The organism is Celeribacter indicus, assembly GCF_000819565.1.
Lineage (GTDB): Bacteria > Pseudomonadota > Alphaproteobacteria > Rhodobacterales > Rhodobacteraceae > Celeribacter > Celeribacter indicus.
In genome coordinates, this window is the sequence record NZ_CP004396.1 from 1 (window position 1) to 13568 (window position 13568).

The window sequence follows — 13568 nt, forward strand, 5'->3', positions numbered from 1 at the left end:
ATGGATGATCGAAATACGGGCTACGCGCAAGGCATAGGCTCTTCTGACATCGGAGCATTCGCAGACAGTCTTGCTGAGTCGCTTGACCGGCAGATGAAAGTTGCGTTCGAGCCAGAAGAACGCAAGTCCTTGCGCCGCTTCAGCTCGACCGAGGTCGCCGAGTTGCTGCGCGTTAGTACGTCGAACCTGCGCAACCGCCACAAAGATGGCAGCTTCCCAGAAGTTCACACTGACGGTCGCGGTCATAGGTTCTACACAGCCGAAGAAGTTGACGACCTCCGCAACATTTTGGCGCGGACAGGCAAAAATGCTGACGCGTACAGACCTGGCCGCCGAGACGGCGACCGTCTTCAGGTCATTTCGGTCGTGAATTTCAAAGGCGGTAGCTCGAAGACAACAGCGACGATCCATTTGGCACACAGGTATGCCCTGCGTGGCTACCGCGTGCTTGTGCTGGACCTCGACCCACAAGCCAGTTTGACGACATTTTTCGGCTTCCGGCCTGAGCTCGAATTTGCCGAAGGCGGCACAATCTACGACGCATTGAGATACGATGATCAAGTTCCGCTCTCGGAGGTCATCCAGAAAACATACTTCCACAAGCTCGACATGGTCCCGGCCGGCTTGATGTTGTCCGAGTACGAAACCGAGACAGCGAATGCCCTTGCGCGCAGGGTTCAGCCGATTTTCGCAGAGCGTCTTGCTCTGGCGCTAGAGGAAGTCGACTCAGACTATGACATCGTGCTGATTGATTGCCCTCCGCAGTTGGGCTTCCTGACATTGACAGCATTGGCAGCGTCCACGGGCTTACTCGTGACGGTCGTCCCCGGCATGCTCGACATCGCTTCGATGAGCCAGTTCCTCAAACTCGCTTCGGAAACGGTCAAAGCCGTCGAAGAGGCGATTGGACGACATGTCACTTGGGACTTCGTAAAGTTCCTTATCACACGCTACGAGCCGTCGGACGGACCACAAACGCAAATGGCCGGGTACCTGCGCTCAATCCTTGCGGGCCAAGTCATGACTGAACCGATGCTGAAGTCGACAGCCATTTCTGACGCCGGCATGACTCAGCAAACCATCTATGAGGTAGACCCGAGCCAGCTCATTCGGAAGACCATTGATCGGGCTTTGACCAGCGTGAACAGCGTTGCCGATGAGCTGGAGCAGACAATCCAAATGGCATGGGGGCGTCGCTGATGGCTCGAAATATCTTCAACCAGCCACCGAAAGACGAGAAAGAGTCGGCAGCCCCCTCCCCTGCCCCGGTCAAATCCTCGAAGCTACCTGGCTCGGTTGGCGGATTGCGGGATTCTCTCCGGGAAATCACTGCCAACTCAATCCGAGATATCGAACCCGAGCGGATCGATATGGATGGTCTCCGGGATCGCCTGATCCTGGAAGATAGTAGCATTGAAGATCTCGCCGAAAGCATTCGCAAGCATGGTCAGCAAGTGCCGATCATGGTTCGCCCCTCTGACCAACCGGATCGATACCGCATCATCTACGGGCGTCGCAGACTTGCAGCCATTCGAAGAGTTGGTGGAACCGTCAAAGCGATCGTTCGAACGCTCGATGATGATGCTTCTCTGATCGCGCAAGGTCAGGAAAACAACCTGCGGCTGGATCCGTCCTTCATTGAAAAATCTCTTTTTATCAAAGAGATGCAGGAGGCCGGTTACAAGCCTGGCGTCATTCAGGATGCCCTAGGCCTCACCCGGCAAGGTGTGTCGAACCATCGTGTAGTCATCGAGCAGCTGCCTGACGAACTTGTCCGACTTATCGGCCCGGCTCATGGCGTAGGTCGACGGCAATGGGGTGATCTTGCTGCACTTTCAGAGAAGGTTCCGCTTGTCGACATTGCGCGTGAGACACTTGCCTCTCTGCCTGACACCACTCCAAGCTCGGACAAGTTTCAAGCCGTCTATGTTGCTTGCTCCAGCAAGGCGCGTGGCGCAGCCAACCAAAGCGCCCGTGGCAAAACGACCGTGGTAAAGGACAATAGTGGTAGCCCTGTCGGCACACTTTCAGTCGATGGCAAGTCGATCGCTATCAAGATCACCCGCAAGGACAACCCGGAATTCGGCCAATGGCTCGAAGAGCGCGCGGAAACCACGCTGCGACAGCTTTTTGAGCAATGGCAGAATGAGAGAGGCTCGGGGAGCTGATCCCCGGTCATAACCAAAAACACGAGCAGAGGAGAAAGGCGAAGACCAAAAAGAAAAGAGCCCCCCAAGGTTTCCCCCGGAGAGCCCTCATCATCTGATTAGCACCTGTGATGTAGCAATCTCCGACATACCGGTCAAGAGTCACCGATTCGGTGGACGTCTTTTTGTTGCCTTTTCTCGCCAAAAACAGCGGGAAGAGCCGGGGAAGTTGCGGGCCGCAACGGTCGTCGTCCAACAAACATGGCATTCACAAAGCTTTCCGTTCAGACCTTTGGCGTCGGCAAGGGCACCCCCGCCACGTCAACACCTGAAACCGACATCTGGGCAGTCTTCCGCGCGCTCAGAGATACTCGCAGCCTGTTCGGTCTCCGTCCAGGACATGTTCAAACGCTCCAGGCGATGCTGAGCTTTCTCAAGCCTGGGCACGGAGACACAGTGTTCGCTTCCAACGACGAGATCTGCCGTAGAGTTGGCGGGATCGATGAACGAACCCTCCGTAGGCACATCGATCGCTTTGTTGAACTCGGTTTCATGAAGCGCCACGACAGCCCAAATCGCAAAAGATACCGAGTGAAGTCGTCCGAAGGTCTATCCATTAGCTATGGCTTGTCACTGGCTCCGTTGCTCGCGCGGGCCGGCGAACTACTTGCGGCAGCCCAAGCGATGGAAAACGCTCGTCGGGATCGCGTGTTTTTGCGAAAGCAAATCCTAACCAAACTTGCGCAGATCGACGAAGCTGACCCGGAGAACGAACTCACTCATCAGGTACGCCGAGTTCTTCGGAGGAAGCTCTCGATCGCGGAGTATCGTGCTTTGCTCGACGAACTGGAAGCCCAATGCAAACAGATGTCCACCGCGGTGGACGCACCAGAACCAATGAAACTGCCCGCCAATGACGGGCGAACTGTCCGGCACCATTCTAAGTCTAAAAAAGAACAAAAAGATTTAGAAAGCGGGACCGACAGCGAAACACTTCCCCTGCAAACGCTCACAACCGTTTGTGACCAAGCTACATCGTTCGCGACGAATTCGCTTAGAAACTGGCACGATGTCGAAAGCCACGCCAGAACACTCGCTCCAATGATGGGAATCCACGAAAGCACCTTCGAAAAGGCTGCTAGGAAGATAGGCTCTCAAAAAGCATCATGCGCCATCTTCATAATTCTCCAGATGAGCAACCGCATCCGAGACTTTGGAGCGTATTTCCACAGCATCACGCTCGGTCGCAGAGAAACTGACTTCAATCCATCACGGTTGCTGGAGAGGCTTTCTCGTCCTGGGGCAGCTACTGCGTGACGTCCACCGCGGTGGACATGTTGAGAGGTAGAGATGGGCTGTGAAAGGGGTGACGGGAAGTGAGATCGGGAGAGTGGCTTCCGGCGCCCGTCGTGGAGAAGATCTGATGGCGAAATCTGCCCAGAAAGTCACCCTGTCCCCGTCCCGGGACATTCCCTTCGACAAGCTCGTGCTGAGCCAGTCCAACGTTCGGCGCATCAAGGCCGGCATCTCCATCGAGGAACTGGCCGAAGACATCGCCCGTCGCGGGTTGCTGCAGAGCCTGAGCGTCCGGCCAGTTCTGGCGGATGATGGTTCCGAGACCGGCAAGTTCGAAATCCCCGCTGGCGGCCGACGCTTCCAGGCCCTGTCTCTGCTGGTGAAACAGAAACGCCTGGCCAAGACCACGCCCATTCCCTGCATCGTTCGGGATGCCAATTCCACCATCCTCGCCGAAGACGACTCGCTCGCTGAGAACATGCAGCGCGCTGCCTTGCATCCGCTCGACCAGTTCCGCGCCTTTGTGGCGCTTCGGGAGAAGAGTCAGGGCGATGAAGAGATCGCGGCCGCTTTCTTCGTCACGCCGCAGGTGGTCAAACAGCGCCTGAAACTCGCCGCCGTGGCCCCTGCCCTGCTCGAGCTTTATGCCGAAGACGAGATGACGCTGGAGCAGCTGATGGCCTTCACGGTCAATCCGGATCATGAGCGCCAGATCCAGGTCTGGGATGCGATCAAGTCGTCCTGGAACAAGGAGCCTTATCAGATCCGACGCATGCTGACGGAAACTTCGGTGCGGGCCTCCGATCGTCGTGCCGTCTTTGTCGGCGTCGAGGCCTATGAGGCTGCCGGCGGCACCATGCTGCACGACCTCTTCCAAGGTGATGACGGCGGCTGGCTGGAAGACCCTGCCCTGCTGGATCGTCTGGTCAGCGAGAAGCTTCAGACTGAAGCCGAAGCCATCGCAACTGAGGGCTGGAAGTGGATCGAGGTCTCGCTCGATCTGCCCTATGGCTACAGCCACGGCTTGCGGCGACTCAACGGAGACCCGGCGCCGATGACGGATGACGAAGGCGCGGCCCATGCCAGGCTGCTTGCCGAGTACCGGGCGCTCGAGGAGGAATGCGAGGGCCAGGATGAATTCCCCGATGAGATCGACGCGCGGCTTGGCGAGCTGGAAGTCGCGATGGAGAACCTCGAGGCGCGGCCGCTGATCTTCGACGCGGAGGAGATCGCGCGGGCAGGGGCTTTCGTGACGCTTGATCGCTATGGCGAGCTTGCCGTCTACCGGGGCTTTGTCCGGCCCGAGGATGAGCCTCGGGAAGACGCCGATGTCCACAGCGGTGAACAGGCGGAAGACGGGCAGGGCGCTGAGCTTTCAACGGGGAGCCATGTGGATGGTATCGGCCACGGCACGGTAATTACTTCTGCTGGTCAGGCGCTTGGCGCGAACGTGACCGAAGACGAGGACGATTGCGCGTTGAAACCCTTGCCCGAGCGGCTGGTCATGGAGCTGACGGCGCACCGGACATTGGCACTGCGCGAAGCTGTCGGGCGCTCCCCCGACGTCGCACTGACGCTGCTGCTCCTGAAGCTCGTGGGTGACACCTTCCGGACGTCCAGTTCGGCGGGCAGCTGCCTCGAGGCCTCGGTCCGGCACGTCTACATGTCCGCGCAGGCGAGCGATCTGAAGGACAGCGTGGTGGCCAAGCTGGTAGACGATCGTCACGCGGGGTGGGAGGCCGACCTGCCGCTCGGCGACGATGCCGCTCTCTGGGACTACCTGGCTTCCCTCGATCAGGCGAGCCGGCTGTCCCTGCTCGCGCATTGCCTCAGCTTTGGGATCAACGCGCTGCATGAGAAGGTGAACCCCTATGGTGCCGGTATCTCCGCCAGCGGTTTGACCAAGCGGATGACCCAGTCCGACTTGGTTGCACAGGCGACAGGTCTCGACATGGTCGAGGCGGGTTGGGAGCCGACGGCCGATACCTACCTGAACCGCGTGCCCAAGGCACGGATCCTCGAGGCCGTGCGCGAGGCGAAAGGGGAGGGGACGGCGCAACTCCTCGATCACCTGAAGAAGGGCGAGATGGCGACCGAAGCCGAGCGTCTGCTGAAAGGTAGCGGCTGGTTGCCGGAGGTTCTTCGCCGTCACGACCTGGTAACACTCGACGGTGCGGAAGGGCAGGGGGCACCTGAGCCCGTTTCCGACGCCGAGCAGGCCGAAGATGTCGACCTTCCCGCCTTCCTCACCGCTGACCTGCCGGGTGATGATGCGTCGATGATGGCTGCTGAGTGATCCGCGTCATCCGAGGGCGGGTTTCCCCGCCCTCAAACACATAAAACCAAACAATATCAATATGATGAATGCAAAATGACGCATTCAGGATGAGGAATCATGTCTGCAACCACCATTCTCGACACCGCGCCCCTGGGCGCGCTCATTCGCTACACCGACAACAGTCCGAAACCGCCCGCACGGTTCACAAAGAAGCTCGCGGCCTGGGAGCGCTCGAACGGCGTCGGCCGTCTCGTCAAGAAGGAGCCGCCGCGACCCTATCCGACCTGGACGGCGCCGGCGTCGTTCACGCTGCACGAGGGGAACTTCTCCTCGGACGGGGTCATCCTCGTCACCATCATGCGGACACATTCGGCGGATAGCGCCTTGACCTTCGAGGTCGCTGAGGAACCACAGCCCGGGCAGGTGCGTGTCCTATTGGATTTCGGCGGGTCCACGGAGTTGCTCCACCTGGCCGAGTCTGTCACGGCTGCCGAACTCTGGATCGCCAGGGAAGGCTATCGCAACGCGCGACTCGAGATCGTCGGCAGCAAGAACGGGGATAGGGCAGGGGACGCGGAACTTGCCGCCTGAGCCTACGTAGAACTCAAGGGGCCCGCCAAAGCGCGGGCCTCTCACCCATCACGGCCCTGTCCCGCGAGATCGCGGGGCACCATAGGATCCAATCCAACACGGAAGGAGGTCTTCTACCAAATGTCTGCCCGGGAGGCTGGCAGCGATAGCATCAGCGGAACACCAGGCTCCAGTCAGCGGTCGCACCATCCCCCGCTCGCCATTCCCTTCCTTGCCCCGAATCCCGTCTTCGAGATCAACCCGCGAGGGGTCGGACTACGGGCGAGCCCGTGCCGCCGGGTGGATTCGGACGAGCCGAACGCACCCGGTGATGTCAGCCAGTCTTCGGGCCTGCGGGGTCCTGTCGCGCGGGGGATGGTCCTCCGCCTCCAAGACAGGAGCCAAACAGATGTCCCACAAAGATGCTCACGCCTTCGCAGCCTCCCTCGCCGCCACGCTCATGGTCTCGATCGTCGTCTTCCAGGCAGGCGATGGAACCTTCGGCGCCGTCCCCGCCGATGAAATCGACGGAGACGAGGTCGTGATCGTCTCGGAATACGATCCCTTCGGGTGAGGCTTCGGCCTCACTTCCCGAGGGCCCAGGCGTGGCACAGGTGTGCCCCTGGGCCTATCACCGACGAAGAGATCGGCGATGCCGATCCGAGGAACGCCGGTATGCGACCCCGCGTGGACCGTGATGCGCCCAAGTTGGGCGGAGAGTGGTCTTTTGCTGCGGCACGAACGAATGTCCGCAACGAGATCGCCGTTGGCTATGAAGTCATTTGGCCATCTGGCCCGAAAGCTGCGCAGTCATCTTGATCGGGAACCGCTGTCGCGGCACCAGTCAATCCGCCCCTGCCGGATCCAGAAGTGACACCGGCACTCGTTCGTCTGGCGAACCGACGGTGAGATCGTCGGTCGCTTCAGCCAGTCTGATGTAGCCGTCCACCTGGGGCTCCGGTTCTTGCTGAGGGACAGCTTGATGGTCTCGCCGCACCCGCCGGGGCAGTGGAAGCAGGCCCATTTGTCGACGCCATCGCGCACGATGGTCATCTCCCCAGGCACAATCTGGTCCGGCGCCGGATGTGTGGGTGTTACCCTGGCGACCAGGTCACTTTGCGGAATGAGGCGGAAGAGCTCGAGGCTCTTCCGCAGAACGTCAATTATCATCCCGCTCACCCGATGCGATCCAGGAACGGATCGATGTCGCCGAGGCCCCAGTATTCCTCGCTGCCGCAGACCGGGCAGTCGGACCGGGGCTGCGCCGCCTGCGAACGCTCGAAGCCCTTGTCGAGCTTGCGATAGCGTTGCCATGTCCATCCGCCGCCACCGCGGAAGTCGACGAGACCGGCAAGAAGTTCGTTCACTGCCATGGTGGCGGCCTCGGAGGTGAAGGTCACGACGGCCGGCGCGGGATTACCTCCGCCGCGGACGTAGGCTTCGGTCTTCTGCCGTTCATATTCGGCGGGGTCCGATCGCTGGAGGTCCTCCTCGCGAGCCCTGACGCGATCGACTGTGCCGCGGCAGCCGTGGCACGCCGACGTGGGAAACAGCACGCTGACCCGCGCGGCCATCTCGAGGAGGCCGGGCACACCATCGTCACGGGGCATGAGGACCAGCCCCACATCGATGACCGGGATCAGGTAGAAGTGCGCCACGCGGTTCAGGTAGAGGCGCCCGGCGTGATCGTCCGTGCATCCGAAGATGACGTCGCAGGATTTCAGCGCGTCACGGATATGCGGCGCATCCACCCAGCCGTTCATCGACCGGATCTCGACGTCGAGGCCCATCATCGTCACCTCGCGCACCATGACGTCGACCTTGGGCACCGCGTTTTCGGCATCCTTTCGGGTCGCGCCATACAGGCGGTTCAGGTTGGAATGCTCGACCACGTCATCGTCGATGACCACGATGCGCCCCACGCCGAGGCGAGCGAGGAGATGGACCACCGGGCTTCCCGTGCCGCCGCAGCCGACCACGGCAACGGAGAGCTGTTTGAGGAGTCCGTTGACCTCCGGCCCGAAGGCCAGTGCCTGCCGGGCCAAGGCTTCCGACGGGGTCGGCACGTCGGTCGACTGGATCTCGAGCCGAGTGCCGATGACGGTCACGCGGTGACAGGGCAGGGGTATCATGTCGTCTTCCCAGACCCGTGCCCGGTAGAGGCCGTCACCGACCTGCACGACGCTCACCAGGCGTGTCCCCTCGCCGTTACGGTTCCGGGCCATGGTGAACAGGTCCCGCTCGTTGCGATCGTCCTGGTCCGAGAAACCGTCGAAGCCTCCCGGGTGACTATGAACGATCGCCGGCACCAAGCCTTCCTCCTTGGCCCGGCGACAGAGCTGGGCGAAGGAGTTGGTATTCCAGGTGACGTGCTTGTCGCTTGCATCGACGCGGTCCTCCTGCGGGATCGCGATGACCTCGTAGGAGGTGTAGCGGGTCCGCGGCTCGAGGTCCCAGGGGTCCTGCGCGATCTCGCTTTTGCCGAGCAGCATGTAGGCGGCGCCCTCGTGCCCACGGGGGTGCGCGAGCAGCGCCTGCAGCTTGTCGCGGTGACGGGCGTGGAGGGTGATGTCCCTGCGCTTCATGCCGCCGAGCTATGCTTGAATTTGGGTGACGCGCATCATCAGGCGGCGCGGTTTTCGGTATCGTTTGTGTGTTCGATACCGTCTGTGAACTTGATTCCTTCGATAACCTTTGGCAACTGATTTCTGCCCTTGAGGCGCAGCCATTTTTTCGATGCTGCCTGAATGAGGGTGAAGACCATCAGTTTTGCGGTCTTTTGTGACAGCGCCCCTTTGGTCCTCACCGTTCGGTGCCGAACAGTGGCGAACACGCTTTCAATCGGGTTCGAGGTGCGCAGATGGCCCCAATGCTCAGCTGGGAAGTCGAAGAATGCAAGCATCGCCTCTTCGTCCTTTGTCAGGCAGGCAACACCTTTTGGGTATTTGACGCCATACTTTTCGGAGAAAACTGCCAACGCAGCATCGGCTTCTGCGCGCGTTCCGGCGTGCTGGATGTCGTCCAGATCTGACTTGACCGCCAGGGCCATCTGCTTGGGAAAACAGTTCTGGACGTTCTTTACCTTATGCACCCAACACCGTTGGTGCTTTGTGCCTGGAAACGTTTTGTCCAGTGCGTTCCAGAACCCCATGGCTCCATCCCCAACCGCAATTTCCGGTGCGACGGACAGCCCGCGGCCTTTGATGTCGGTCAGCAACTCATGCCAGCTCTGCGCGCTCTCCCGCAGGCCGACCTGAAAGCCGATCAGCTCTTTCTTGCCCTCCGGTGTCGCGCCGATGATCACCAGCATGCATTCGGCATTTTCCTCCATCCGCGCCTGAAGATAGACGCCGTCCGCCCAGATGTAGACATAGTGGCGGGCAGACAGATCCCGCCGTGCCCAGGCATCATATTGAACCTGCCATCCGGCAGTCAGACGCGAGATGACGCTTGGCGAGAGGTTGGGTGCATCCGGCCCCATGATGGCCGACAGCGCGTCCTGGAAATCGCCCGTCGATATGCCCTTCAGATAAAGAACAGGCAGCAGCGCGTCCAAGCTGATCGAGCGGCGCGCCCATTTCGGCAGAATGTTCGAGGTAAAGCGGATTTTTTCTGCCCCATCACAGGACGCCATCCGGTCGCGCACCTTGGGCCGCTGGACATCCAGAGCACCGATCCCCGTCTGAATCTTCCGTTCAGGGCCAAATCCATGCCGCACAATCCGCTGGCGGCCATCCTCCAAGTGCTCAGCGGCAAAACTGGCGACAAACGCATCAGCTTCGGCTTTCAGCGCCTCCGCCAGCATCCGGCGCGCACCTTCCCGTGCAATTTCTGTCAATGGATCCGCTATCGATTCCGATTGGCGAAAGGGCAGGATCGTTGTATCGTTCTTCATAGGCGTATTGCTCCTCGTGAGGTTCTGGCCGGCTTCAACACCCGCCACAATACGCCGCACTTCAAATCACACCATCACCCAAATTCCCGCATAGCTCCATGCCGCCACCTCCAGGGCCTCTTCGACCCGCTTCAGCATGGTCCAGATGCCGTCGGTGCCGGGACGCCACTGGTTGTTATGGCGAGACCAGCGCTGCCAGTTCTGGCCATCGAAGGCCTGGCGTGCCTGCGTGCAGCGGGGCTCACGCTGGCCGGCAAGGAGCTTCAGATGCGGCACGGCGTAGAACATGTCGGGCGCGACCTCGGGATACGAGGGCGGCAGCAGGATCAGGATATCCGCCTGGGCGACCTGATACTTGCCTTTCGGCAGCGTGATCCCGGTGAGGATCACGCCCTTCTTTCCGCCTTCGATGACCTCGCGAACGGTGATGCCGCGCCCATCGAGGTAGCGGCGATCCTGACGGGGGAGGAGGCTCATTCCGCACCCCCTTCCGTGGTCTGGGGCACGCCGGTGAAGAAGTGCTCCAGGCCAGCATCCGCGAGGCAGATCAGATCGGTGTCGCCGACCAGGATGTCATCCTTGCCGGGGATCACCTGCCAGACGGCGAACTTGGCGGGATCGACCCCGGCCAGCTTCTTGAGCACGCGACCGCTGATGACCTTGTGGCCCCACTCGAGGCGTTTGCCATCGATGTCGAAGCGGAAAGATTCCGCGCTCGGGAAGACCAGGAAGCGCTCGACCTGGCCAGGGCGCAGATCCGTGGTTTCCTCGAGGCGCAGTTCTTCAAGTTCACCGTTGCGCAGCACCTGGAACACGAGGTGTTCCTCGGCCTTACGGAAGCCGGCCCCCTCGATGATCTGGCGGCCGGTGGGCGTCGGATCGTCGATGACGGCGTCGGTGAACTTCAGGTCGTGGTCGCCGACTTTGACCTTGTAGGGTCCGTGGTCGCGGGGCTTGCGGCCGGCCATCAGGGCGGCCTGGAGATCTTCGATCTCGATCGGTTCGGTAGACATGGCAGCAAATCCTTTTCTTGTCTGCTCGACGCCCGCAGCAGGCGCCTTGTGCCCCCTATGCTCCCGAGAGGCGGCCCATCGGACGCTGCCGCCAGAAAATTCGTAAGAAAGTTTCGCGCCGCCTGATGCCGGTCCTATACGGCGCGACGAGGCCGTCGCTTCTACCAGATATTGGTAATGAGTTTTTGCGCACAACTTGGTATGGTGTGATCTCCGTCGGCACTCCCATAAAACGAATCCCTCGGAAAAAAATCCAAAGAAGATGTCCGATGGGCGTCTTTTCGGGAGCATACAAGAGTGACAGGCAATCGAGCGGCTCATGAAAGACGACAAAGACATAGAGAAGTTCTATCCTCCCGAAGACGCCACCGAGGCAATTCGAAACCTGTCAGCCGAACAGAAGCGAAGGCTCGCGGCAGTAGCCAAAAGGCGCGCCTGGTTTGCGGGAGACCCTGAGGGGTTGCTGCATGAAGCCATCGCAAGCACAGCAGAGGGGAAGAGACGATGGAACCGTTCCGTCGATATCGTGCGCCATCTGGACAAGGTGATGCAGAGCATCACGTCCAATGCCGCGAAGCGCAGAAAGGTCGCCGCCGACAAACGCGAAGAGCTCTCGACACGAGAGGAATGGCGGGATGAAGAACCATCAACCGAAGCCGCCCTTGAGGCCCGCGAGTTCCGTGAGGAGCAACACGCGAAGGCCATCGAACTGTGCGGTGACGATTGGGAAGTGCAACTTCTCGTAGAAGGTCTGCTCAACAACAGCACGCCGGAAGAACTGGTTGAGCTCTTCGGAAGCAAGACCTCATATGAAACGGTCCGGAGAAGAATGAATCGAAAAATCGAGAACTACCGGGCCCAGGGTGATAACCGATGACAAAAAAGAAGGCCCCCGGAGTGACCCGTCTTGAAGACGAGATGGTGGAAGATGTCTTTGCCATGAGCGACGCCGAGATCGAGGCGGAGCTTCGGGAAGAGGGCGTCGATATCGACGCGTTCGACAAGGAAATGGACGACCTCTTCGCATTCGCGCTTGCAGAGGGTGGGCAGCGGCGTCTGCAGAACGCTCGCAAGGCGGTCGACCTGCATCATGAACGCCAGAAGCGGAAAGAACAGCAAAAGTCCCAGGACGAACTTCGCGCGCAGATCGCCGCGATCGTCGCCGGCAACACTGACCTTACGATGGCCGCCCGCAACTTTGAGAAGGAGCATGATGGCGATCTGGAGGGGGTCCTTGAGGATCTGCAGGAGCTCATGGGTGACGATTGGGATGACGATGAGTGATGCGCACCATCCGTGATCCAGAGGAATTGCTAAGGGAATTCGGCGTCTCGCGCCCCGACCAGATCGACTTGGAGGCCATCGCCTGGACGCAGAACGCGCGTGTCCAATACCGTCATCTGCACGGGTGCGAGGCTCGGATCATTGGTGCGGGGAACCGTGCGAAGATCTCCCTGAAGCCGGATGGGAACCCTCGTCGGAGGCGCTTTTCCCTGGCACACGAGATCGGTCATTGGCAGTGTCATCGGGGTCAGACCTTGATGTGCCAGTCTGAAGATATCGAGACGGGCAGCACGATCGGAAAACTTCCTGAGCGCGCGGCCGACCGCTTCGCCGCGCAGCTCCTGATGCCCGAGTTCCTGATCCGAGAGAGCCTTCGTGGCTACAATAATCGTTTCGACATGGGGACCATTAGGGCTATGGCGGAGGATTTCGACATGAGCCTGACGGCCGCTGCGATTAGACTGGTCGAGCGAAACACGCTGCCGAGTTTCCTAGTCTGTCATAGTTCTAGGGGACGGAAGTGGTTCACGCGATCTCCCACGGTAGACCAGCGATGGTTTCCAATGGATCACTTGGACAAGGACAGCCTCGCGTTCGATGTCCTGTTTGGAGGAGGGCCCGACGACAGGATGCTGCGCGCGAGTGGGGCGGATGCCTGGTTCGACAAACCTTGGGCAGATGAGATACCGATCAAGGAACAGACCGTCCGCATCTATGATGATGAGATTCTGACGCTGCTGGTCGTGCAGGATGAGCGCATGCTCGCAGATTAGGTTCGGCTTGCGCCCCCGGCCAGACCATGTGATCGCCGGATTCTCGGTGTGCCGGTATTTCGCCACAACAGGTGCTGAGGTGAATTTCGCCTCGGTGCCGACAAGTTCGGCTAGGGAGTGGCCGAGGTCTCGGGCGAAAGCGTCCACCTTGGCGCGGGCTTCCACCTTGTGCCGATCCTCGAATGTGGCAGTCGCCTTGGCGACGTCCTTCTGCATTTTCTTCAGCTCGCTGAGCGACCGTACCTCGAGATCGAAAGCAGCCGTTGATGCGGTCCGTGTCTTGGATTTCCCGGTATCGATATCCCATCGCGG

14 protein-coding genes and 1 pseudogene are annotated in these 13568 nt (G+C 60.2%); 9 read left to right on the forward strand and 6 right to left on the reverse strand.

Annotated features, from left to right (window positions below; genetic code table 11):
- The 6 genes from repA (at nucleotide 1) to P73_RS26225 (ending at nucleotide 6865) form a co-directional block, all read left to right on the forward strand.
- A complete protein-coding gene (gene repA / locus P73_RS23470; protein ID WP_028288490.1) occupies nucleotides 1–1200 on the forward strand; it encodes a plasmid partitioning protein RepA in 1200 nt (399 codons plus the stop codon).
- Nucleotides 1200–2168, forward strand: coding sequence for a plasmid partitioning protein RepB (gene repB / locus P73_RS25330; protein ID WP_245629307.1), 969 nt, complete (start codon nucleotides 1200–1202; stop codon nucleotides 2166–2168). Before repA ends, repB begins: the two co-directional genes overlap by 1 nt.
- A 240-nt stretch (nucleotides 2169–2408) precedes the next feature.
- Nucleotides 2409–3464, forward strand: a complete 1056-nt coding sequence (gene repC, locus P73_RS25335; protein ID WP_074743451.1) for a plasmid replication protein RepC — start codon at nucleotides 2409–2411, stop codon at nucleotides 3462–3464.
- A gap of 106 nt (nucleotides 3465–3570) precedes the next feature.
- On the forward strand, nucleotides 3571–5739 hold the full coding sequence (locus P73_RS23480; protein WP_043872299.1) for a ParB/RepB/Spo0J family partition protein: 2169 nt from the start codon (nucleotides 3571–3573) through the stop codon (nucleotides 5737–5739).
- A gap of 99 nt (nucleotides 5740–5838) precedes the next feature.
- Nucleotides 5839–6312 (forward strand): hypothetical protein, encoded by a 474-nt coding sequence (locus P73_RS23485; protein WP_043872300.1) that lies wholly within the window; start codon nucleotides 5839–5841, stop codon nucleotides 6310–6312.
- A 388-nt stretch (nucleotides 6313–6700) separates the two neighbouring features.
- Nucleotides 6701–6865, forward strand: a complete 165-nt coding sequence (locus P73_RS26225) for a hypothetical protein (protein WP_169747689.1) — start codon at nucleotides 6701–6703, stop codon at nucleotides 6863–6865.
- Between the two features lie 236 nt (nucleotides 6866–7101).
- On the opposite strand, the gene P73_RS26595 is transcribed toward P73_RS26225, so the two are convergent.
- From P73_RS26595 to P73_RS25825, 5 genes are all read right to left on the reverse strand, one after another.
- On the reverse strand, nucleotides 7102–7461 hold the full coding sequence (locus P73_RS26595; protein WP_043872301.1) for a ubiquitination-like system serine protease family protein: 360 nt from the start codon (nucleotides 7459–7461) through the stop codon (nucleotides 7102–7104).
- Nucleotides 7462–7466: 5 nt separating this feature from the next.
- Nucleotides 7467–8876, reverse strand: a complete 1410-nt coding sequence (locus P73_RS23495) for a ThiF family adenylyltransferase (protein ID WP_043872302.1) — start codon at nucleotides 8874–8876, stop codon at nucleotides 7467–7469.
- Nucleotides 8877–8914: 38 nt separating this feature from the next.
- On the reverse strand, nucleotides 8915–10186 hold the full coding sequence (locus P73_RS23500; RefSeq protein ID WP_043868181.1) for an IS256 family transposase: 1272 nt from the start codon (nucleotides 10184–10186) through the stop codon (nucleotides 8915–8917).
- A gap of 66 nt (nucleotides 10187–10252) precedes the next feature.
- Nucleotides 10253–10663: an E2/UBC family protein gene (locus P73_RS23505; protein WP_043872303.1), complete on the reverse strand. Its 411-nt coding sequence runs from the start codon at nucleotides 10661–10663 to the stop codon at nucleotides 10253–10255.
- Nucleotides 10660–11199 (reverse strand): multiubiquitin domain-containing protein, encoded by a 540-nt coding sequence (locus P73_RS25825; protein WP_052453656.1) that lies wholly within the window; start codon nucleotides 11197–11199, stop codon nucleotides 10660–10662. Before P73_RS25825 ends, P73_RS23505 begins: the two co-directional genes overlap by 4 nt.
- Before the next feature lie 319 nt (nucleotides 11200–11518).
- On the opposite strand from P73_RS25825, the gene P73_RS23515 reads away from it, so the two are divergent.
- From P73_RS23515 to P73_RS26600, 3 genes are read left to right on the forward strand one after another with little or no spacing between them, the layout of a single operon-like run.
- The gene (locus P73_RS23515; protein ID WP_043872304.1) at nucleotides 11519–12076 is read left to right on the forward strand and encodes a hypothetical protein; all 558 of its coding nucleotides are present in this window, start codon (nucleotides 11519–11521) and stop codon (nucleotides 12074–12076) included.
- Complete coding sequence (locus P73_RS23520) at nucleotides 12073–12483, forward strand: hypothetical protein (protein ID WP_139267241.1); 411 nt, start codon at nucleotides 12073–12075, stop codon at nucleotides 12481–12483. The genes P73_RS23515 and P73_RS23520 overlap by 4 nt, the downstream gene beginning before the upstream one ends.
- Nucleotides 12483–13256 (forward strand): ImmA/IrrE family metallo-endopeptidase, encoded by a 774-nt coding sequence (locus P73_RS26600; RefSeq protein WP_043872306.1) that lies wholly within the window; start codon nucleotides 12483–12485, stop codon nucleotides 13254–13256. Before P73_RS23520 ends, P73_RS26600 begins: the two co-directional genes overlap by 1 nt.
- On the opposite strand, the pseudogene P73_RS26605 reads toward P73_RS26600, so the two are convergent.
- Nucleotides 13245–13472 (reverse strand): annotated as a pseudogene (locus P73_RS26605) (H-NS histone family protein); the annotation flags it as partial. The gene P73_RS26600 and the pseudogene P73_RS26605 overlap by 12 nt on opposite strands.
- Nucleotides 13473–13568 lie beyond the last annotated feature (96 nt).